Origin of the sequence: Actinoplanes sp. NPDC049681 (assembly GCF_044465265.1) — a bacterium.
Lineage (GTDB): Bacteria > Actinomycetota > Actinomycetes > Mycobacteriales > Micromonosporaceae > Actinoplanes.
This window is the reverse complement of the sequence record NZ_JBITLP010000001.1, coordinates 1,089,516-1,109,488: the sequence shown is the minus strand read 5'-3', so window position 1 is coordinate 1,109,488 and position 19,973 is coordinate 1,089,516. Positions and strand designations below refer to the sequence as shown.

General features: G+C 71.5%; 18 protein-coding genes. 9 read left to right on the top strand and 9 right to left on the bottom strand.

Annotated features, from left to right (window positions below; translation table 11 throughout):
• Nucleotides 1-30 precede the first annotated feature (30 nt).
• Nucleotides 31-630, top strand: a complete 600-nt coding sequence (locus ACIBO8_RS05125; RefSeq protein ID WP_396113773.1) for a TetR/AcrR family transcriptional regulator — start codon at nucleotides 31-33, stop codon at nucleotides 628-630.
• 46 nt (nucleotides 631-676) lie between these two features.
• Here ACIBO8_RS05125 and egtD read toward each other — a convergent pair whose 3' ends face one another.
• From egtD to egtA, 4 genes are read right to left on the bottom strand one after another with little or no spacing between them, the layout of a single operon-like run.
• Complete coding sequence (gene egtD, locus ACIBO8_RS05120; RefSeq protein WP_396113899.1) at nucleotides 677-1,645, bottom strand: L-histidine N(alpha)-methyltransferase; 969 nt, start codon at nucleotides 1,643-1,645, stop codon at nucleotides 677-679.
• Between the two features lie 2 nt (nucleotides 1,646-1,647).
• Nucleotides 1,648-2,397: an ergothioneine biosynthesis protein EgtC gene (egtC, locus tag ACIBO8_RS05115; RefSeq protein WP_396113772.1), complete on the bottom strand. Its 750-nt coding sequence runs from the start codon at nucleotides 2,395-2,397 to the stop codon at nucleotides 1,648-1,650.
• Complete coding sequence (egtB, locus tag ACIBO8_RS05110; RefSeq protein ID WP_396113771.1) at nucleotides 2,397-3,701, bottom strand: ergothioneine biosynthesis protein EgtB; 1,305 nt, start codon at nucleotides 3,699-3,701, stop codon at nucleotides 2,397-2,399. Before egtB ends, egtC begins: the two co-directional genes overlap by 1 nt.
• A gap of 46 nt (nucleotides 3,702-3,747) precedes the next feature.
• Nucleotides 3,748-4,989, bottom strand: a complete 1,242-nt coding sequence (gene egtA, locus ACIBO8_RS05105; RefSeq protein WP_396113770.1) for an ergothioneine biosynthesis glutamate--cysteine ligase EgtA — start codon at nucleotides 4,987-4,989, stop codon at nucleotides 3,748-3,750.
• Between the two features lie 41 nt (nucleotides 4,990-5,030).
• Between egtA and ACIBO8_RS05100 the strand changes: the two genes are divergently transcribed.
• Complete coding sequence (locus tag ACIBO8_RS05100; protein ID WP_396113769.1) at nucleotides 5,031-6,218, top strand: aminotransferase class V-fold PLP-dependent enzyme; 1,188 nt, start codon at nucleotides 5,031-5,033, stop codon at nucleotides 6,216-6,218.
• Nucleotides 6,219-6,270: 52 nt separating this feature from the next.
• On the opposite strand, the gene ACIBO8_RS05095 is transcribed toward ACIBO8_RS05100, so the two are convergent.
• A complete protein-coding gene (locus tag ACIBO8_RS05095; RefSeq protein WP_396113768.1) occupies nucleotides 6,271-7,266 on the bottom strand; it encodes a S1 family peptidase in 996 nt (331 codons plus the stop codon).
• Nucleotides 7,267-7,488: 222 nt separating this feature from the next.
• On the opposite strand from ACIBO8_RS05095, the gene ACIBO8_RS05090 reads away from it, so the two are divergent.
• Nucleotides 7,489-8,067 carry a C40 family peptidase gene (locus ACIBO8_RS05090; protein ID WP_396113767.1) on the top strand — a complete coding sequence of 193 codons (579 nt, stop codon included), beginning with the start codon at nucleotides 7,489-7,491 and terminating at the stop codon, nucleotides 8,065-8,067.
• 3 nt (nucleotides 8,068-8,070) lie between these two features.
• Here ACIBO8_RS05090 and ACIBO8_RS05085 read toward each other — a convergent pair whose 3' ends face one another.
• From ACIBO8_RS05085 to ACIBO8_RS05075, 3 genes are read right to left on the bottom strand one after another with little or no spacing between them, the layout of a single operon-like run.
• A complete protein-coding gene (locus ACIBO8_RS05085; protein ID WP_396113766.1) occupies nucleotides 8,071-9,156 on the bottom strand; it encodes an alcohol dehydrogenase catalytic domain-containing protein in 1,086 nt (361 codons plus the stop codon).
• Nucleotides 9,153-10,547 carry an aldehyde dehydrogenase family protein gene (locus ACIBO8_RS05080; protein ID WP_396113765.1) on the bottom strand — a complete coding sequence of 465 codons (1,395 nt, stop codon included), beginning with the start codon at nucleotides 10,545-10,547 and terminating at the stop codon, nucleotides 9,153-9,155. The genes ACIBO8_RS05085 and ACIBO8_RS05080 overlap by 4 nt, the downstream gene beginning before the upstream one ends.
• On the bottom strand, nucleotides 10,544-11,173 hold the full coding sequence (locus ACIBO8_RS05075; RefSeq protein ID WP_396113764.1) for a TetR/AcrR family transcriptional regulator: 630 nt from the start codon (nucleotides 11,171-11,173) through the stop codon (nucleotides 10,544-10,546). The genes ACIBO8_RS05080 and ACIBO8_RS05075 overlap by 4 nt, the downstream gene beginning before the upstream one ends.
• Before the next feature lie 55 nt (nucleotides 11,174-11,228).
• On the opposite strand from ACIBO8_RS05075, the gene ACIBO8_RS05070 reads away from it, so the two are divergent.
• Nucleotides 11,229-12,401 (top strand): acyl-CoA dehydrogenase family protein, encoded by a 1,173-nt coding sequence (locus ACIBO8_RS05070; protein ID WP_396113763.1) that lies wholly within the window; start codon nucleotides 11,229-11,231, stop codon nucleotides 12,399-12,401.
• A gap of 55 nt (nucleotides 12,402-12,456) precedes the next feature.
• The gene (locus ACIBO8_RS05065) at nucleotides 12,457-13,995 is read left to right on the top strand and encodes a long-chain fatty acid--CoA ligase (protein WP_396113762.1); all 1,539 of its coding nucleotides are present in this window, start codon (nucleotides 12,457-12,459) and stop codon (nucleotides 13,993-13,995) included.
• Here the strand turns inward: ACIBO8_RS05065 and ACIBO8_RS05060 are convergent.
• Nucleotides 13,969-14,406 (bottom strand): (deoxy)nucleoside triphosphate pyrophosphohydrolase, encoded by a 438-nt coding sequence (locus tag ACIBO8_RS05060; protein WP_396113761.1) that lies wholly within the window; start codon nucleotides 14,404-14,406, stop codon nucleotides 13,969-13,971. The genes ACIBO8_RS05065 and ACIBO8_RS05060 overlap by 27 nt on opposite strands.
• Nucleotides 14,407-14,588: 182 nt before the next feature.
• Between ACIBO8_RS05060 and ACIBO8_RS05055 the strand changes: the two genes are divergently transcribed.
• The 4 genes from ACIBO8_RS05055 (at nucleotide 14,589) to ACIBO8_RS05040 (ending at nucleotide 19,965) form a co-directional block, all read left to right on the top strand.
• Complete coding sequence (locus tag ACIBO8_RS05055) at nucleotides 14,589-14,900, top strand: pterin dehydratase (protein WP_396113760.1); 312 nt, start codon at nucleotides 14,589-14,591, stop codon at nucleotides 14,898-14,900.
• Nucleotides 14,901-14,910: 10 nt separating this feature from the next.
• Nucleotides 14,911-15,273 (top strand): PH domain-containing protein, encoded by a 363-nt coding sequence (locus ACIBO8_RS05050; RefSeq protein WP_396113759.1) that lies wholly within the window; start codon nucleotides 14,911-14,913, stop codon nucleotides 15,271-15,273.
• 205 nt (nucleotides 15,274-15,478) lie between these two features.
• The gene (locus ACIBO8_RS05045) at nucleotides 15,479-18,292 is read left to right on the top strand and encodes a PQQ-dependent sugar dehydrogenase (RefSeq protein ID WP_396113758.1); all 2,814 of its coding nucleotides are present in this window, start codon (nucleotides 15,479-15,481) and stop codon (nucleotides 18,290-18,292) included.
• Complete coding sequence (locus ACIBO8_RS05040; protein ID WP_396113757.1) at nucleotides 18,289-19,965, top strand: ThuA domain-containing protein; 1,677 nt, start codon at nucleotides 18,289-18,291, stop codon at nucleotides 19,963-19,965. Before ACIBO8_RS05045 ends, ACIBO8_RS05040 begins: the two co-directional genes overlap by 4 nt.
• Nucleotides 19,966-19,973 lie beyond the last annotated feature (8 nt).

The window sequence follows — 19,973 nt, the reverse complement described above, 5'->3', positions numbered from 1 at the left end:
CACCCCGTCAAACCACCACCGGAGTTCTTGATGCCGGCTGCCTCACCACGTCCACCCCAGCGCATCGACGGCCGCACGGCCCGCTCGGAGCGCACCCGCGCCGCCATCGTCGAGGCGCACCTGACGCTGCTGCGCGACGGCGATCTGCGTCCCACCGCGGACCGCATCGCCAAGCAGGCGGGCGTCTCCCTGCGCGCCCTGTGGAGCCACTTCGCCGACATGGAGGCGCTCTTCGCGGCCAGCGGCAAGTTCACCCTCGAGCAGCGCGACGAGGCGCACGAGCCGATCCCCGCAGACCTGCCCCTCGAGCGCCGCATCGAGGCGTACTGCCACCAGCGCGCCCGCCTGCTGGAGATGATCGCGCCGGTGGCCAAGGCGTCGTCGCTCAAGGAGCCGTTCTCGCCGGCCCTGCAGGCGTACCGCCGCGCCCACATCGACCGGGTCCACGACGAGCTGCAGGCCCTCTTCGGCCGGGAGATCGGCGGCGACGAGCACCTGCTGAACGCCCTGACCGCCACCAGCATGTGGCCCACCTGGGGCACGCTGCGCGACGCCATGGACCTCGACCCCGAGGCGGCGCGCCTGGCCCTGACCAGGACGATCAAGGCCCTGCTGACGGCCCGCGACTGACCGCACGCCGGTCCGGGCCGCCCCGCGACCCGGACCGCCGGCGGCATCAGGCCACGGTGACCGCCTGGACCAGCGAGACGCCGAACAGCTCGGCCGGATCGGTCCACCAGTGGCGCAACGCGAACCCGGCCCGGGCCAGTTCCGCCTCCAGCCCGTCGCGCCGGAACTTCGCCGAGATCTCGGTGCGCATCTCCTCGCCCGCCGCGAAGTCGACCGTCAGGCCCAGCTCACGGATGTGGACCCGCTGCGCGCTGCCGGCCCGCAGCCGCATCTCGATCCACTCCCGCTCCGCGTCCCAGAGCGCCACGTGGGCGAACGCGTCGACATCGAAGTCCGCGGCCAGCCGCTGGTTGATGACGCGCAGCACGTTGCGGTTGAAGTCGGCCGTCACGCCGGCCGCGTCGTCGTACGCCGGCACGACGATCGCCGGGTCCTTGACGAGATCCGTGCCGAGCAGCAACCACTCGCCCTCGTGCAGCACCCCGCGCAACGCCGACAGGAACGTTGCGCGCTCGGCCGGGACGAGGTTGCCGATGGTCCCGCCGAGGAAAGCGACGACCCGGTTGTCGCCCTCCGGGATGTGCTGCAGGTGACGGGTCATGTCGCCGACCACCCCGCGGACGACCAGGCCGGGATAGTCCGCCGTGAGCCCGTACACCGCCTCCTCCAGGGCCGCTCCGGAGACGTCGAGGGGCACGAAGGCGCCCAGCGTGCCGCGGTGCAGCAGTGCGTCCAGCAACAGGCGCGTCTTCTCCGACGAGCCGGAACCGAGCTCGACCAGGGTCTTGGCCTCGGTGATGCGCGCGAACTCGGTGGCCCGCTCGGCCAGGATGGACCGCTCGGTACGCGTCGGGTAGTACTCGGGCAGCCGCGTGATCTTCTCGAACAGCTCACTGCCGCGGGCGTCGTAGAACCACTTCGGCGGCAACCACTTCGGGGTGGCGGTCAGGCCGGTGCGTACGTCGGCACGCAGCTCGCGGTCGATGTCGTCCTCGTCGAGGTGGATCTCGAGCATGGTCACGATCTCCCTAGCGGGGTGAGGTTGACGGTGGACGGGGTGGCGACGAGCAGGTGCCCCTCGGGCACGGCCTGCCAGGCGGCGCCGGGTTCCAGGGGTTCGGAGCTGACCAGCACGCCGTCGCGTGCGGTGCGGACGGACAGGGCGTGGCCCACCGTCGTGGCGACGATCCGCGCGCCGTCGGTGAGCAGCAGGTTCAGCCGGGAGCCGGGCGCGGCGGCCGCCACCTCCGCGACCACCTCGGCGACGGCTTCCGGTGCCGGCACCCCGGCGCGCAACCGGTCGCGGACCAGGGCCCAGAGCAGGGCCGCGTCGGTGGGCGCGTCCAGAGTGAGCAGCTCCTCAACCGGCAGCCGGTCGGCCACCTTGACCACCGAACCGGGCCAGCCCCGGACCACGCCGTTGTGGCTGAACAGCCACGGGCCCTCGGTGAAGGGCGCCGCTGCGGTCTCGGTCACCGGCATGCCGACGGTGGCGGAGCGTACGGCGGCCAGCACCGCCCCCGACGTCGTGGCGGCGGCGAGCGCCGGCAGGGCCGCATCCGACCACATCGGCATGGCGCTGCGGTAGCGGACGGGCTCGGTGGCGCCCGGCGGGAACCAGGCGACCCCGAAGCCGTCGGCGTTGATGGTGCCGCCGCCGCGCATGTCCCGCGGTGCCCACGCCTGCCGTACGAGCGCGTGCGGCGCGTCGAGGAGCAGCTCGGACAGTGCCACCGGGACGCCGAGGTAGGCCAGGTGCCGGCACATCAGCCGGCCTCCGGACCGGCGTCGCGGGCGCAGCGGAACCCACTGAAGATCTGCCGCCGGATCGGGTGGTCCCAGTTGCGGAAGGTGCCCCGGCACGCCGCCGCGTCGGTGCCGAACGAGCCGCCCCGCAGCACCTTGTAGTCGCCGCCGAAGAAGACCTGCGAGTACTCCGCGTACGGAAAGACCCGGAAGCCGGGATAGCCGTGGAAGCCGGAGGCCGTCCACTCCCAGACGTCGCCGATGAGCTGGTGCACGCCGAGCGGCGACGCGCCCTGCGGGTAGGCGCCGACCGGGGCCGGTGCGAGGTGACGCTGTCCGAGGTTGGCGTGCTCGGGTCCGGGCGGGTCGTCGCCCCACGGGTAGCGGCGGGAGCGTCCGGTGGCGGGGTCGTGGCGGGCCGCCTTCTCCCACTCGGCCTCGGTCGGCAGCCGCCGCCCGGCCCAGGCGGCGTACGCCTCGGCCTCGAAGTAGCAGACGTGCACGACCGGCTCGTCCGCCACGATCCGCGCGGTACGCCCGAACCGCGTGTACGCCCACCCGTCGCCGTCCCGCCGCCAGTGCATCGGTGCGGTCAGACCGGCGTCCTGCCGGTGCGCCCAGCCGCGCTCGCTCCACCAGCGCGGATCGTCGTAGCCCCCGGCCTCGATGAAGGCGGCGTACTCGGCGTTGGTGACGGGAGCCGCGTCGATGAAGAACGCCGGCACGTCGACGGTGTGCGCGGGCCGCTCGTTGTCCAGCGCCCACGGCTCGGTATCGGTGCCCATGGTGAACGGGCCGCCCGGAACGAGCACCTCGCCCGAGACCGGTACGCGGGCCGGCGGCGGCGCGGGCGCGTCCAGGACCGGTGCGCCGGCGCGCAGCTGGTGGGTGGCGAGCATCGTCTCGTCGTGCTGCTGCTCGTGCTGCACGATCATGCCGAACGCGAACCCGCCCGCGACCAGGGGACGGTCGTCGAGGCGTACGTGGTCCAGCACGTCCAGGGCCTTGTCGCGCACCTGTCCGGCGTACGCCCGGGCCTCGGCCGGATCGAGCAGCGGAAGGGCCGGACGGTCCCGCCGGGGGTGCTTGAAGGCGTCGTAGAGCTCGTCGATGTCGCGGCGCAGCGGCTCGCGGCCGCCGACGTCCCGGACGAGCCAGAGCTCCTCCTGGTTGCCGACGTGCGCGAGGTCCCAGACCAGCGGGGACATCAGCGGCGAGTGCTGGCGGACCAGGTCGGCATCGTCGACGGCGTCGGTGAGCAGGGCGGTACGCGCCCGGGCGCGGTCCAGTTCGGCGGCAACGGTCAGCCGCAGGTCATGGGTCATCGAAGCGGGTCCTTCCATCGTCGGGCGCGGCAAGCCGGCCCGGAGGTCACCGGATCAGGTCTTCGCTACGGGCGCCGGCGTGCTCGAGGCGCCGGCCGACGATGTCGCCCACCCGGTCGCGTACCGGCCGGGGCAGCCCGGTCCGGTCGAGGTGCCGGCAGGCGAGGTCGGCGAGGTCGGCCGCGCACGCCGCGACCACCGGATCGGCGAGGCCGTCCCGGGCGGCGGCCTGCCACCGGCCGGCCGCGGGACCGGCGAGGTCACGGGCGGCATCGGTGAGGGCGTCGTCGGACAGCAGCGTGCAGAGCACGGCGACCGGCGCTATCCACTCAGGACCGGGCTGCGCGTCGAGATAGCGCACCTCGAGGTAGCCGCGCGGCCGTACGGGCGGAAACAGCGTGCTGATGTGGTAGTCGAGGTCGTCCACCGTCGGCGGATCGGGCAGAGCTCCCCCGATCCAGTCGGCGAAGGTGACGCCGGCCGGTGCCTCCCAGTGGCCATGGGGCCGGCGCACGCACAGCAGCGGAGCGGCCAGCACGTAGCGGATCCAGCCGGCGACCGGGTCACCGCCGTCCGGCACGGGTCCGCTGCGCCGCCGGTCGATGCCGAGCCAGGCGGCCATCCGCCCGCTCGCCCAGCCGGTGTCGACGCCCGCGTGCATCCGCGAGGTCGCGAACAGGGCCAGCAACGGCGGCCCGACGTCGTGCGCCGCGGCCCACCGGGCGGGCATCCGCGCGGCGGTTCCCGCGTCGAGGCAGACCTGCAGGCCGGCCGTACTGCACATCATCGTGTGCCCGGACGACGTCCCGTCGCGGTCGAAGGCGTACTGCATCGCCGCGTACCGGGGGGTGTCGAGGATGCGTACCGGCGGCCGGTGCGGGTCGAGGCCGCACTCACCGAGGCCGATGCCGGAGCGGGCGAGAAGGTCGGCCAGATAGGCCTGATCGGCGGTGACCGCCGAGTGGAGCGAGGTCAGGGAGTCCGCCGGAGCGGAGGAGATCTCGACCTGACCCCCGGGTTCGAGGGTTACCGTGCCTCCCGACGGGAGGGGCACGGGCTCACGGTTGCCGAGGACGGCGGGTGCGTGCGGCCCGAGCGCGGGTCGCAACGCGGTGGCTCGCAGATGCGCCGTGGGAAGCCCGGCGCGGTGGGTGGTCCATTCCAGTTCGACGCCGACCCGGTGCGGTGGGCCGGTCTTGAAGCAGATGCCGGATATGTGTTCCGCGGCGTCGGAGACGTGCCGCAGAATCCTCCCCGTCGAATCCTCGTCACTACTTGTGGTAGTCACGGCTCTCCCTTGAGTGGCGATCCCTCGGAGACCATACACAGATGTTGCGACAAGCTGCCATCGACGTTGTCCGCGCCCGCCGCGAAACCCCAGGCTGCGCCAATGTCACTCATTTGAACAACGCCGGCGCCGCCCTGCCGCCCGCCGTGGTCACCGACACCGCCGTCGCGTATCTGCGTCGCGAGGCGGAGATCGGGGGCTACGAGGCCGCCGCCGAGGCGGCCGAGCGGGTCGAGGACGTCTACCGGTCGCTCGCGCGGCTGGTAGGCTGCGCCCCGGACGAGATCGCCGTGGTGGAGAACGCCACCCGCGCCTGGGACATGGCGTTCTACGGCTTCGCCTTCCGCCCGGGCGATCGCATCCTGACCACCCGCGCCGAGTACGCCAGCAACGTCATCGCCCTGCTGCAGGTGTCCCGCCGTACGGGCGCGGTTGTCGAGCTGGTGGACGACGACGAGCACGGCCAGATCGACGTCGCCGACCTCGCCCGGCGCCTCGACGACACGGTGAAGCTGGTCGCGTTGACGCACGTACCGACCTCCGGCGGGCTGGTGAACCCTGCGGCGGAGGTGGGCCGGCTGACCCGGGCCGCCGGCGTGCCGTTCCTGCTCGACGCCTGCCAGTCGGTCGGCCAGCTCCCGATCGACGTGGAACAGATCGGCTGCGACCTGCTGTCGGCGACCGGCCGCAAGTTCCTGCGGGCCCCGCGCGGCACCGGATTCCTGTACGCCCGCCGCGCCCTCGCCCAGCAGCTCGAGCCCCCGCTGCTGGACCTGCACTCCGCCAGCTGGCCGGCCCCCGACCGGTACGAGATCCGCCCCGACGCCCGGCGCTTCGAGAACTGGGAGACGAACTACGCCGCGAAGCTCGGCCTCGGCGCCGCCGCCGACTACGCCCTGTCCTGGGACGCCGAGGCGGTCACCGAGCGCATCACCGCGCTGGCGACCGGCCTGCGCGAGCGGCTCGCCGAGCGTCCCGGCGTCTCGGTGCACGACCGCGGCGCCCGGCTGGGCGGCATCGTCACGTTCACCGTCGCCGGCGTGGAAGCGGCGGAGGTTCAGCGCACGTTGCGAGCGGCGGGCATCAACACCAGCGTGAGCGCCGCTGACTACGCACAGTGGCACCTGCGCTCGCGCGGCCTGCCGGACGTCGTCCGCGCCTCGGTCCACTACTACAACACCGAGGAGGAGCTCGACCTGCTCTGCCGGCATCTGCCCACCGCCCGGTGAGGCCGCCCCCGGTGAGGCCGCGCAGCGTCCCCACGCTCCCGGTGAGGCCCGCTCAGCGGCGCCGGTGCACGCCACCGCGCGGGGTTCGCCCCCGGCGCCGCAAGGCCGCGACCCCGACCACCCCGACAGCCAGCGCGACGACCGGCACGGCCAGCTGGTAGGCCGGAATTCCACCGAGGCCGGAGTCGGCCGCGGGCGGTGGGGCAGCACCCGCTCCGCCGCCCGCCGACCGCTTGCCGCCTCCCGACTTCGATGCCGCGGCGCTCGGGGAAGCCTTGAGGTCCTTACCGACGACCGAGGTGATCCAGCGCGCGATCGTGTCGATCCGGCCGCCGAGGTCGGCGCCGGTGTGCGGGCAGGTCGGGCCGTGGCTCACCACCGCGACGACGACCGCCGAGCCGTCCGCCTCCTCGGAGAAGTACGGGCCGCCGGAGTCGTGCGGGCACGGGCTGGTGTCGGCCCGCGGTGCCGCACCGGCGAGGCCGATCACGTCCTGCTGCACCGACGTCACCCGGAACCGGCCGGTATGCAGCCGGCTCGGCTCCTGGGTCGCGGCGCCGTTCAGCAGCCCGAATCCGGTCAGCCGCAGCTTGTCGCCGACCCGGGGCCGGCTGCGGTTCAGCCGCAGCGGGGGGATGTCGGTGATGGGCCGGTCGAGCTCCGCGAGAGCGACGTCGGCGCTGTCGCTCTGCCGCACCGCGATCACCGTGGCGACATGCCCGGCGTCGCTGCGCAGGTCAGCGCGGCCGACCGTGGCGGTGGTCCGCCGGGCGACCGGCCGGGACACGTGGTTGTCGTGCTCGTCGCGGAAGCAGTGCCCCGCGGTGAGCACCCAGCGCGGCGAGATCAGGCCCCCGGAGCAGGAGCTGTCGCGCCGGCCGCCGTCTGCGGTCGGGATGCCGGACATGGTGAGCTTTACGGCGAACCGGTACTTGCCGTCGGCCACGCTCTCCCCGTTGGCGACCGCCTGGGCCGCCGTACCGGGGAGAACCGCCAGACCGCAGAGCACCAGGAGCGCCAGCACGAGGTTCGTCGGTTTCCTGTCCATCGTGCAGCGAAGATCACCCATAACGGTGATCGGTTGGAAGACCACTTCCTGCTCGAAAACGCGGTCAGCCGATGATCACGGGCAGTGTCAACGAGCGAGCGCCCGCCGGGGTTTCCCGCCGTGCGCGCCCCCTTGACGAAGAGCCGGGGCTGTGCGGATTGACCTGCGAAGACAGGCCGGGGTTACGGTCCCGAAGTCAGACATTTCGCCCGGATCCTCGCCTTGCGCAGCGTTGCGGAGGGAACCGGGCCGACCGAGGAGACGCACCTGTCCGCTAGCCCGCTGCGCCTGGCCGCCTGCGCCGGCGCCGTCGCCGTCCTGCTGATTCCCGTGCCCGCGTACGCGGCCCGGTCCGCCCCGGAGAAGGTGAGCGTCACGGCAGCAGAGAAGCTTCAACCGCGTGTGGTCACGCGCAAGATACCCAGGCTCACCCGGCGCCAGCTGGCCCTGCGCCACGCCCGGGCCCGGGTCCGGGTCGTCCGGTTCGCGCGCGCCCAGCGCGGCGACTGGTACGCGTACGGCGGCGCCGGCCCGTCGACATGGGACTGCTCGGGGCTGACCCGGGGCACGTACCGGGTCGTCGGCATCCGGCTGCCGCACTCGTCGGCGGCTCAGGCCCGGCGCGGGAAGCGGGTCACGCCGCGTACGGCCCGGGTCGGTGACCTGGTCGCCATGCGCGGCCACGTCGGCATCCTGGTCGGCCGATGGCGGATGGTGGACGCGCCGGGCACCGGGCGCCGCGTGACGGAACGCCTGATCTTCCGCACGCGGACGCTCCAGTTCCGCCGGCTCATCGGCTGACGGCTACAACACCACCACCGAGCGGGCGCCTTCGCCGCGTGCCATGCGCTCGAAGGCCGCCGGCACGCCGGCCAGCCCGATCCGGTCGGTGACGAGGTGGTCCAGGTTCAGCGCCCCGGACACCACCTCGCGGGCGAGCTGCGGCACCTCGGCGTCCGGGTCGGCCGACCCGTACACCGAGGCCCGCAGCGTCCGCGCCGACGAGAAGATGTCCAGCGCGCTGAGCTGCACCATGTCGTCGGCCCGGCCCATGCCCACGACCGTGACCTGCCCGCCGCGCCGGGTGGCCCGCCACGCCGCGCGGATCGTCCCCGCCCGGCCCACGCACTCGAACGCGTGGTCGGCGCCCCGGCCGGAAGTGCGCGACCGGATCTCCTTGGAGAGCGTCTCGCCGGACACCACGAAGTCCGTCGCCCCCGCCGCCTCGGCCAGGGCCTTCTTGCTCTCGGACACGTCCACCGCGATCACCGACGCGGCTCCGGCGGCCCGCGCGGCCGTCACGACCGACAGCCCGACGCCGCCCAGGCCGATCACGACCACCGAGTCCCCCGCGGCCACCTTCGCGGTGTTCCGCACCGCTCCGGTGCCGGTCAGCACCGCGCATCCGAGCAGCGCGGCGCTTTCCCACGGCAATTCCGACGGTACGGGGATGACAGCCCGTTCCGGCACCACCACCTGCTCCGCGAACGCGCCCAGCCCCAGCGTCACGTGCACCGGCGCCCCGTCGAGCGTGCTGCCGTTCTCCAGCGCCGCCACGTTCGCGGTCGAGCACAGCCACGGTTCGCCGTGGGTGCAGAACCAGCAGTCGCGGCACGGCGGGGACCAGTTGAGGGCGACGTGCGTACCCGGGGCGACGCGCGTGACGCCGGCACCGGCTTCGACCACCTCGCCGGCCGCCTCGTGGCCGAGGATCAGCGGGTACGGCGGGCTGAGCGTCCCGTTGACCATGGACAGGTCGGAGTGGCACACACCGGCCGCGCGGATGCGCACGCGGACCTGGCCGGGGCCGATCTCGGGAAGGTGGATCTCCTCGACCGCGGGCGTCGTGCCCGGGCCGCGCGCCACGAGGGCGCGGATGTATGCCGTCACTGCTGGATCGCCTTCGTCTGCTGGAATTCCTCGAGACCGTGCACGCCGAGCTCCCGGCCGATGCCCGACTGCTTGTACCCACCGAAGGGCGCCAGCGGGTTGAACGCGCCGCCGTTGACGTCGACCGCGCCCGTGCGCATCCGCCGTGCCACCGCCAGCGCCCGCTCCGGGCTGCCCCACACGCCACCGGCGAGCCCGTAGCGCGAGTTGTTGGCGATCCGCACCGCGTGGTCGTCGTCGTCGAACGGGATGATCGACAGCACCGGCCCGAAGATCTCCTCCTGGGCGAGCTCGCTGTCCGGGTCCACGTCCGCGAAGACGGTCGGCGCCACGAAATATCCCTTCTCGGGTACGGGCGCAGCACCCGCGACGAGCCGGGCGTCGGCGCGCTCGATGAAGCCGCGTACCCGCTCGCGCTGGGCCGCCGAGACCAGGGGCCCGAGCCGGGTCGCCTCGTCGAACGGGTCTCCCGTGACGAAGGCCTGGGCGACGGACCCGGCCAGCTCGACCGCCGTGTCGTAGTGGCTGCGGTGCACCAGCATGCGCGTCCACGCCGTACAGGTCTGACCGGAGTTGAGGAACGCGTTGCCCACGCCCACCTTCACCGCCTTGGTGACGTCCGCGTCCTCCAGGATCACGTTGGCGGACTTGCCGCCGAGCTCGAGCGCGACCCGGGCGATCCGGTCGGCCGCGGCGTGCGAGATCGCCCGGCCGGTGGCCGTGGAGCCGGTGAACGACACCATGTCGACGTCCGGGTGCCCGGCGATCGCGGCGCCGACCACCGGGCCGGTGCCGGGCACCAGGTTGAGCACGCCCTCCGGCAGCCCGGCCTCGTCCGCCGCGTCGAACAGCAGGTATGCGGTCAGCGGCGTCAGCTCGCTCGGCTTCAGCACCACGGTGCAGCCGGCGGCGAGGGCCGCGGCCACCTTGGCGACGACCTGGTGCAGTGGGTAGTTCCACGGCGTGATCGCCCCGACCACGCCCACCGGCTCGCGCACGACCAGCGAGTTGCCGATCGTCTCCTCGCGTACGGGCTGGGCCGCCAGGTCGGCGTACCCCCGGAGAACCGCGAGCGGCAGACCGGCCTGGACCGCCTTGGCGATCTTGATCGGCGTGCCGAGCTCGAGCCCGACGGTGCGGGCGATGTCCGCGGCGCGGGCCGACAGCGCCTCGTGCAGCTTGCCGAGCACGGCGCCGCGCTCGGCCATCGAGGTGGCCGCCCAGCCGTCGAAGGCGGCGCGGGCGGCGGCGACGGCCCGGTCCACGTCTCCGGCGGTCCCGGCCGGGACGTGCCCGAGGATCTCCTCGGTCGCCGGATTCTCCACCGCGATCGTCTCGTCCGACGACGGGGCGACCCACCGGCCGCCGATGTACAACCTGTCCCGGTTCATCGCAGCACTCCGTTCTTCATGGCCTCGAGGCCGGAGATCACGGTTTCCAAGCCGAGCTCGAACGCGCCTTCGTCGACGCTGCGGTGGTGCTCGGCGAGCAGGTGGGCGTCGCGGAGGTGGGGGTAACGCTCGGCGTACACCTGGGGGTCCTCGTCGAAGCCGAGGGCGAAGGAGCCCAGCGCCGCGCCGGTGACGAGGTAGCGCATCAGGGCGCCGATGTGGGTGGCCCGCGCGGGCGGCCAGCCCGCTCGGGTCAGGCCGCCGTACACGGTGTCGGCCATCGCGAGCGCGGCCGGCCGCCGGCCGGGGCCCGAGGCGAACAGCGGCACCATGTTCGGGTGCTGCAGCAGCACACCCCGATACGAGTACGCCCAGAGCCGCAGCGCGTCCTGCCACTCGTGCGTCGCGAAGAACGACACGTCGACCTGGGCGACCACCGCGTCGGCGACGGCGTCGAGGATCTCGTTCTTCGTGGGGAAGTGGTTGTAGAGCGACGGCCCGGCGACGCCCAGCTCGGTGGCGAGCCGGCGCACGGACACGGCCTCCAGCCCTTCGGCGTCCACCAGGGCCCCGGCCACCTCGACGATGCGCTCGCGGGTGAGCAGCGTTCCGCGGGGGCGGGCCATTTTGACGCTCCTGAACCTCTGGACTCCGGAAAACTTACACCGCTAGTTTTAGCACGTGGACTTTTCACTCAGCGACGAAGAGCGGGCGGTCCGCGACACCGCCCGACAGTTCATCACCCGCGAGGTCATGCCTCTCGAGCAGGAGGCGCTGCGGCGGGAACGCGCGCATCAGCCCGGGCTCGACCACAGCGAGCTGCGGGAGCTGCAACTGAAGGCCAAGAAGTTCGGCTTCTGGGGCCTGTCGACCCCGGAGGAGTACGGCGGGATGAACCTGCCGGCCGTCTTGCAGTCCCTGATCTGGACCGAGATCGGGCGTACCTTCGTCCAGTTCCGGTTCGGCGGCGAGGCGGACAACATCCTGTTCTACGCCAACGACGAGCAGAAGAAGGAATACCTGATCCCCACCATCGAGGGAGAACGGATCTCCTGCTTCGCGATCACCGAGCCCGGCGCCGGCTCGGACGCCGCGAACATCAAGCTCAGCGCGCGCCGCGACGGCGACGACTGGATCCTCAACGGCGAGAAGACCTTCATCACCAACGGCAACGACGCCGACTTCGTCATCGTCGTCGCGGTGACCGACCGCGAGAAGGGCGTCCGCGGCGGCGGCACCACCGCCTTCCTCGTCGACCGCTCGATGGGCTGGCGCTCCGAATTCATCCAGACCATGGGCGAGGGCGGCCCTGCGGCGCTGGTCTTCGAGGACGTCCGGGTGCCGCACCGCAACATCCTCGGCGAGGTCGGCCAGGGCTTCGAGCTGGGCATGATGTGGATCGGCAAGGGCCGCTACCTCATCCCGTCGAACGCCCTCGGCATCGCGGAGCGGGCGCTGAGCATGGCGATCGAGTACGCCAACACCCGCGAGACCTTCGGCCGCAAGATCGGCGACAACCAGGCCATCCAGTGGATGATCGCCGACTCCGAGGTGGAGCTGGAGGCGGCCCGCTGGCTCATCCTCAAAGCCGCCTGGACGGTGGACCAGGGCACGGACCCGCGGCACGCTTCCTCCATGGCGAAGCTGTACGGCGCGGCCATGGTCAACAACGTGGTGGACCGGGTGATGCAGGTCCACGGCGGCATGGGCTACACCCGCGAGCTCCCGATCGAACGCTGGTACCGGCAGGTGCGCCTGATGCGCATCTACGAAGGCACCGACGAGATGCAACGCCTCATCATCGCCCGCGATTTGCTGCGCGGGTACACCAAGATCGGAGGGCACTTGGCATGACCGACTGCACCGCAGCGAAGCAAGGGCCAGGAGGGCATGCCCGGGAGGTAAAGCCATGACCATGTTGTCGTTGGCCACCATCCTTGCCGAAGCGGCACGAAAGTATCCCGACAAGATCGCGGTGGTCGACGGCCCGACCCGGACGACATACCGAGACCTCTGGCAGCAGTCCCTCTCCTACGCGGCGGGTCTCCGCGAGCTCGGCGTCGCCCCGGACGACACCGTGGCGATAGCCGTTCCCAACCTCAGCGACTTCCCCCGGGTGTACTTCGGTGCCCTGGCGGCCGGCGCGCGCCTCGTCCCCGTGCACCTGCTGCTCACTGCCGACGAGATGGCGTACGTCCTGCGCGACAGCGGCACCGACGTACTGGTGGCGCACTCCAGCCAGCTGCAGACGGCGGCGGCCGCCGCGCAGAAGGCCGGCGTCAAGCTGGTCAGCGTCGGCCCGCTGCCCGACGGGCTGCCGGACGCACCGCAACGGCTGGAGGACGCCGCCGCCGCGGTGGCGCCGCTGCCGTCGTACGCGTCCCGCGAGGCCGAGGACGTCGCGGTGGTCTTCTACACCAGCGGCACCACCGGCGAACCGAAGGGCGCGCTGCTCACCCACCTCAACCTCGTCATGAACGCGACGGTCAACGTGATCGACGCCCACGACTGCCGGCCGGACGACGTGGTGATGGGCTGCCTGCCGCTGTTCCACACGTTCGGCCAGACCGTCGCCATGAACGGCACCTTCCGCCTCGGCGGAACGCTCGTGCTCCTGCCCCGGTTCTCCGGACAGGCGGCGCTCGACATGATGGTCCGCGAGGAGGTGACGGTCTTCCTCGGCGTACCGACGATGTACATCGCCCTGCTGGAAGCCGCCGCCAAGGCCGACAAGCTGCCCGAGCTGCGGCTCTGCTTCTCCGGCGGGGCGTCCCTGCCGGTGGCGGTGCTGGACAAGTTCAAGGAGATCTTCCACGCCACCATCTACGAGGGGTACGGCCTGTCCGAGACCTCACCGACCGCCACCACGAACCAGCCGGCGTTCGGCACCCGGCCCGGCACGATCGGCCACCCGGTCTGGGGCGTGGAGGTGGAGATCGCCCGCGCCGAGGTCGACGAGCGGATCGAGCTGCTACCCGCCGGCGAGCTGGGCGAGATCGTGATCCGCGGGCACAACGTCTTCGCCGGCTACCTCAACCGGCCGGAGGAGACCGCGCACGCACTGGTGGACGGCTGGTTCCGCAGCGGCGACCTGGGCACCAAGGACGCCGACGGCTTCATCACCATCGTCGACCGTAAGAAGGACCTGGTCATCCGGGGCGGCTTCAACGTCTATCCGCGCGAGGTCGAGGAGGTGCTGGCCCGCCATCCCGGCGTGGTGCAGGTCGCCGTGATCGGCGTGCCGGACGACGTGCACGGCGAGGAGATCTGCGCGGTGGTGGTCCCCGACCAGGGCGGTGTCGCCCCCGACGACCTGATCGAGTGGTCGAAGGAGCGCCTCGGCCGGCACAAGTACCCCCGCCAGGTCCGGATCGTGGAGGAGCTGCCGATGGGACCCAGTTTCAAGGTGCTGAAGCGGGAGCTACGCCGGACGTTCGGCGGCCAGTAACGCCGGCAGCTCTGCCACGATCGGCTCGTCGGCCGGCAGCCACGGCACGCTGTCCAGCTCGTCGACGGCGAGCCAGCGCATCGCCCTGTGTTCCAGCGCGCGCGGCACGTCGCCGTCCCGCAGCGTCACCTCGAAGACGCGCAGGACGGCGCGGCCGTGCGCCAGCGGCACGTCCGGTCCGACCCGGGCACCCACCTCCGCCCGTACGCCCAGCTCCTCCGCGCACTCGCGGGCCAGCGCCTGGGCGTCCGTCTCCCCCGGCTCGACCTTGCCGCCGGGGAATTCCCAGCGCCCGGCGACCTCCGGAGGCGCGGACCGCTGGCACGCCAGCACCCGGCCGGCCATGACGATCACGGCGGCAACGATCACTCTCGGTGACGAAGCGCTGCTGACGTGCTGTCCAAGGGCCATGAGCCAAGAGCGTGCCACAAAACTTATCCGTTCAGGTTGAACGATGCGTCCCGATCGTCACGAGAACACGGATATGTGGGCGTGGACATCGTTGACGGCGGAGACCAAACTGTGGGCACCGACCATGACGACATGGCGACAGTTTGGCCACAAGCCGGCAACGACGCCAGGGAGGTGCGGCCATGCGGGGCAGGAAACTACGGGGAAGTCGCCCCGATTACCTCAGCGACGCGCTCGCGGTGCTGGGCGGCTGGACGCGCGACGGCGTCCAGCTCAAACGCGTGCTCGCCTGCGACGACAGCCAGCACGCCGCCCTGACCGAGCGCATCAAGGTGGCTGCCGACACCCTGCGCCTGCGTCCGCGCATCCAGCGTACGAACGGTCACACGCAGATCCTCCTCGGCGCGTCGGACGGCGGCGCCATCACCGATGGTGAGGTCACCCTGGCGGCGCGGATCGAGGATGCGTACCGCACAGTGGTGGGCCCTCAGTAACCTTGGCGCCATGACGGCTCCGGTGTACGACAGCAAGGGTCAGTACCAGCAGGTCGTGTCCGGCCTGCTCGAGGGCGAGCAGGTCATCGCGGTCTACGACGCGGTCGGCGTGGGTACCGGCTTCATCGGCCTGACCGACCGCCGGGTGATCATCCAGGACAAGTCCTTCGTCGGCAAGCGCTTCGCGATCACCAGCATCCCGTATTCGAAGATCAGCAGCGTGAGCGTGGTCAGCAACAAGAGCTGGGCCGGCCAGTATTTCTCCACCGGGACCATCGCCATCACGGTCGGTCAGCACGTGTACGAGGTCGAGTTCCGCGGCTCCGAGAAGACCCACCACGTGCACAACGTGATCTTGCACTACGCGTCCTGACGCTCGAGTCCTCGAAGGTGCGCCGCCCTGCCCGGGCGGCGCACCTTTTTGTCTTCATAGACAAAAGTCCATGCCACGCATCGAAAAGTATGGACACCTGATCCAGAAGTGCTTAATGTTTCCTCACCGTTACAGCGCCATTACACCGCCGCCCGGCACTCCCGCAGGTCCTGGCCCTCCCCACGTCAGGAAAGGACGGATACCCATGTCCTCCAGATATCGACGCATGCCCAGATATCGATCGGTTTCCGCGGTGGCGGTGCTGGTCGCGGGCCTGCTCATCGCCGTCGAGGCCCCCGCGCGTGCCCACGACGTCAACCCCGACGACTACCAGCAGGTCACCCTCGCCAAGGGCGTGGAGGAGGTCGGCGAGCCCATGGCGCTGGCCGTACTCCCCGACCGGTCCGTGCTGCACACCGCCCGCAACGGGACCCTGCGACGCACCGACGCGAACGGCACCACCACCGTCATCGGCACGCTCGCCGTCTACAGCCACGACGAGGAAGGGCTGCAGGGCGTCGGCGTCGACCCGGGCTTCAGCACCAACCGCCAGATCTACCTGTACTACGCACCGCCGCTGTCCACGCCCTCCGGCGACGCTCCGGCCACCGGCTCGACCTGGGGCAACTGGCAGGGCGTCAACCGGCTGTCCCGCTACACGCTCAACGCCGACTTCACGCTCAACACCGGCAGCAAGGTCGACGTGCTGGACGTACCGGCCGACCGCGGGCTCTGCTGCCACGTCGGCGGCGACATCGACTTCGACGCGGCCGGCAACCTCTACCTCTCCACCGGCGACGACACCAACCCGTTCGACTCGGCCGGATACTCGCCGCTGGACGAGCGCACCGACCGCAACCCCGGCTACGACGCGCAGCGCAGCGCCGGCAACACCAACGACCTGCGGGGCAAGGTGCTGCGGATCAAGGTGAACGCCAACGGTACGTACTCCATCCCCAGCGGCAACCTCTTCGCGCCGGGCACCCCGAACACCCGGCCCGAGATCTACGCCATGGGCTTCCGCAACCCGTTCCGGATGAGCGTCGACAAGGCGACCGGCGTGGTCTACCTCGGCGACTACGGGCCGGACGCGGGCAGCACCGACCCCAACCGCGGGCCGGGCGGGCAGGTCGAGTTCAACCGGATCACCAGCCCCGGCAACTACGGATGGCCGTACTGCACCGGCTCGAACACGAGCACGGAGACCTACAACGAGTGGAACTTCGCCACCAACAGCACCGGGCCCAAGTACGACTGCGCCGGCGGGCCGACCAACAACTCGTTCCGCAACACCGGGCAGACCAAGCTGCCCCCGGCCCGCCCGGCCTGGATCAAGTACGGCGGCGACAGCGGCACCCCACCCGAGTTCGGCACCGGCTCCGAGTCCCCGATGGGCGGCCCGGTCTACCACTTCGACCCGAACCTGAACTCGCCCACGAAGTTCCCCGCCGACCTCGACGGCCACTTCTTCGCCGGTGAACTGGGCCGCGGCTGGATCAAGCCCATCCACGTCGGCGCCGACGGCTCGGTCGGCGAGATCTCCTCGTTCCCCTGGGCCGGCAAGCAGGTGATGGACATGGCGTTCGGGCCGGAAGGCTCGCTCTACGTCCTGGACTACGGCACCGGCTACTTCAACGGCGACGCCAACTCGGCGCTGTACCGCTTCGACTACCTGGCCGGCTCCAACCGGGCACCGACCGCTGTCGCGAGCGCCGACCGGACGTCGGGGCAGGCCCCGCTGACGGTCACCTTCTCGTCGGCGGGCTCGTCCGACCCCGAGCACGGCGCCCTGACGTACTCGTGGAACTTCGGCGACGGCAGCACCTCGACGGCGGCCAACCCGACCAAGACGTACCCGACCAACGGCAAGTACACCGCGACGCTGACCGTCCGCGACCCCGAGGGCCTGACGGGCACGGCGAGCGTCGCGGTCACGGTCGGCAACACCGCCCCGACGGTACGGATCAACAACCCACCCAACGGCTCGCTCTTCTCGTACGGCGACACGGTCCCGTTCTCCATCACGGTCACCGACCCGGAGGACACCTTCATCGACTGCGCCAAGGTGAAGATGACGTACGTCCTGGGCCACGACAGCCACGGCCACCAGATCACCTCGCAGAACGGCTGCACCGGCGCCATCACCATCCCGGTCGACGGTGAGCACGACTCGGCGGCGAACATCTTCGCGATCTTCGACGCCGAGTACACCGACGCCGGCGGGCTGACCACGCACACCCAGCACACCCTGCAGCCGCGGCACCGGCAGGCGGAGCACTACAAGGCCTCCTCCGGCGTCGACCCGATCACCAAGACGGAGGCCGAGGGCGGCAAGACGGTCGGCAACATCGACAACGGCGACTGGGTGTCGTTCGAGCCGTACCGGCTGGACAAGGCGACGTCGTTCACCGCCCGGGTCTCCTCCGGCGGGGCGGGCGGCACGCTGCAGGTACGTACCGGCTCGCCGACGGGCACGGTGCTCGGCTCAGCCACGGTCCCGGTGACCGGCGGCTGGGAGACGTTCACCGACGTGTCCGGCGCGATCAGCGGCGCACCGGCCGCGGCCGGCACCCTCTACCTGACCTTCTCCGGCGGCACCGGCGCGCTGTTCGACGTCGACGCGTTCACGTTCCACAGCGCCGGCCCGGTCCGCGGCCTCGCCGGCAAGTGCCTGGACGTGGCGGGGGCCGGCACCGCCGACGGCACGAAGATCCAGCTTTACACCTGCAACAACACCGCGGCCCAGACCTGGACGGTCACACCCGGCAGCACCATCAAGGCGCTCGGCAAGTGCCTGGACGTGGCCGGCGGCGCCACCGCCAACGGCACCAAGGTCCAGCTCTACACCTGCAACAACACCGCGGCCCAGACCTGGACGGCCCAGGCCGACGGCACGATCCGCAACCCACGGTCGGGGCGCTGCCTCGACGTGTCGGAGAACAACCCCGCCGACGGCCAGCAGATCCACATCTGGGACTGCATCGCCGGTGCGGCCAACCAGAAGTGGGTGCTCCCATGATCGGCAAACTGCTCGCGGCCCTGCTGCTGATACCCGCACCGGCGGCGCTCGCCGACGACCCGTACGACGTGCTGGTCTTCTCCCGGACAGCCGGCTTCCGGCACGACTCGATCGCGGCCGGCACCCAGGCCATCCGAGACCTGGGAGCGCAGAACGGCTTCTCGGTCACCGCGACCGAGGACCCGGCGGTCTTCACGCCCGGCGGACTGGCCGGCTACGAGGCGGTGGTCTTCCTCAACACCACCGGCGACGTGCTCGACGCCGCCCAGCAGACCGCCTTCGAGAACTACATCCGAGGCGGCGGCGGATACGTGGGCGTGCACGCCGCGGCCGACACCGAGTACGACTGGCCGTTCTACGGCGAGCTGGTCGGTGCCTGGTTCGCGTCGCACCCGGCCATCCAGCCGGCCACCGTCGTGGTCGAGGACCGGGCGCATGCCGCGACCGCCCACCTGCCGCAGCGCTGGAACCGTACGGACGAGTGGTACAACTACCGCACCAACCCCCGCTCGACCGCGCACGTGCTGGCCAGCCTGGACGAGAGCACGTACTCCGGCGGCGGCATGGGCGCCGACCACCCGCACGCCTGGTGCAAGACGCTCTCCGCCGGCCGCTCCTTCTACACCGGCGGCGGGCACACCCAGGAGTCGTACGCCGATCCCGCCTTCCGCGCGCACCTGCTCGGCGGCATCCGCTACGCGGCCCGGCAGACCAACGCCGACTGCCGCCCCGAAGTGGGCTACACCGCCCTTTACAACGGTTCGACGACCGGCTGGTCCCAGGCCGGCCCGGGCGGCTTCACCACCAGCGACGCGACACTGACCTCCACCGGCGGCATGGGCCTGTACTGGTACAGCGCCAAGCAGTTCACGAACTACTCGCTCAAGCTCGACTGGAAGCTCGCCGGCGACGACAACTCCGGCGTCTTCATCGGTTTCCCGCCGTCGACCGACCCCTGGTCGGCGGTGAACAACGGCTACGAGATCCAGATCGACGCCACGGACACCCCGGACCGCACCACCGGCGCGGTCTACACGTTCAAGTCCGCCGACCTCGCCGCCCGCGACGCCGCGCTGAACCCGCCCGGCGAGTGGAACACCTACGAGCTGCTCGTCGAGGGCGAGCACCTGCAGGTGTTCCTCAACGGCACGAAGATCAACGACTTCACCAACACCGACCCGGCCCGCTCGCTGGCCGGCCACATCGGCCTGCAGAACCACGGCGACGGCGACGACGCGTCGTTCCGCAACGTCCGGATCAAGGAGCTCGGCGGGAACCCGCCGCAGGAGCGCACCGGGCGCATCGCGGGCCTGGCCGGCAAGTGCCTCGACGTGGCGGGCGCCGGCACCGCCGACGGCACCAAGATCCAGCTCTACACCTGCAACAACACCGCTGCCCAGAACTGGACGGTCACGGCCGGCGGCACGCTCAAGGCACTCGGCAAGTGCCTGGACGTCGCCGGCGGCGGCCGGACCAACGGCACCAAGGTGCAGCTCTACACCTGCAACGGCACCGGGGCCCAGACCTGGTCCGCCCAGGCCGACGGCACGATCCGTAACCCGCAGTCGGGACGCTGCCTCGACGTGTCCGAGAACAACCCCGCCGACGGCCAGCAGATCCACATCTGGGACTGCATCGCCGGCGCCGCCAACCAGAGGTGGACGCTCCCCTGAATACGCCG

Excerpts from the sequence above, each read along its gene's own strand:
- ACIBO8_RS05125 (WP_396113773.1), top strand. The coding sequence starts at position 31 with ATGCCGGCTGCCTCACCACGTCCACCCCAGCGCATCGACGGCCGCACG.
- ACIBO8_RS05060 (WP_396113761.1), bottom strand. The coding sequence starts at position 14,406 with ATGGCCCTTGGACAGCACGTCAGCAGCGCTTCGTCACCGAGAGTGATC.
- ACIBO8_RS05095 (WP_396113768.1), bottom strand. The coding sequence starts at position 7,266 with ATGGACAGGAAACCGACGAACCTCGTGCTGGCGCTCCTGGTGCTCTGC.
- ACIBO8_RS05075 (WP_396113764.1), bottom strand. The coding sequence starts at position 11,173 with ATGGCCCGCCCCCGCGGAACGCTGCTCACCCGCGAGCGCATCGTCGAG.
- egtB (WP_396113771.1), bottom strand. The coding sequence starts at position 3,701 with ATGACCCATGACCTGCGGCTGACCGTTGCCGCCGAACTGGACCGCGCC.
- ACIBO8_RS05100 (WP_396113769.1), top strand. The coding sequence starts at position 5,031 with ATGTTGCGACAAGCTGCCATCGACGTTGTCCGCGCCCGCCGCGAAACC.
- ACIBO8_RS05055 (WP_396113760.1), top strand. The coding sequence starts at position 14,589 with ATGCGGGGCAGGAAACTACGGGGAAGTCGCCCCGATTACCTCAGCGAC.
- ACIBO8_RS05080 (WP_396113765.1), bottom strand. The coding sequence starts at position 10,547 with ATGAACCGGGACAGGTTGTACATCGGCGGCCGGTGGGTCGCCCCGTCG.
- ACIBO8_RS05065 (WP_396113762.1), top strand. The coding sequence starts at position 12,457 with ATGACCATGTTGTCGTTGGCCACCATCCTTGCCGAAGCGGCACGAAAG.
- egtC (WP_396113772.1), bottom strand. The coding sequence starts at position 2,397 with ATGTGCCGGCACCTGGCCTACCTCGGCGTCCCGGTGGCACTGTCCGAG.
- ACIBO8_RS05040 (WP_396113757.1), top strand. The coding sequence starts at position 18,289 with ATGATCGGCAAACTGCTCGCGGCCCTGCTGCTGATACCCGCACCGGCG.
- ACIBO8_RS05045 (WP_396113758.1), top strand. The coding sequence starts at position 15,479 with ATGTCCTCCAGATATCGACGCATGCCCAGATATCGATCGGTTTCCGCG.
- ACIBO8_RS05050 (WP_396113759.1), top strand. The coding sequence starts at position 14,911 with ATGACGGCTCCGGTGTACGACAGCAAGGGTCAGTACCAGCAGGTCGTG.
- egtD (WP_396113899.1), bottom strand. The coding sequence starts at position 1,645 with ATGCTCGAGATCCACCTCGACGAGGACGACATCGACCGCGAGCTGCGT.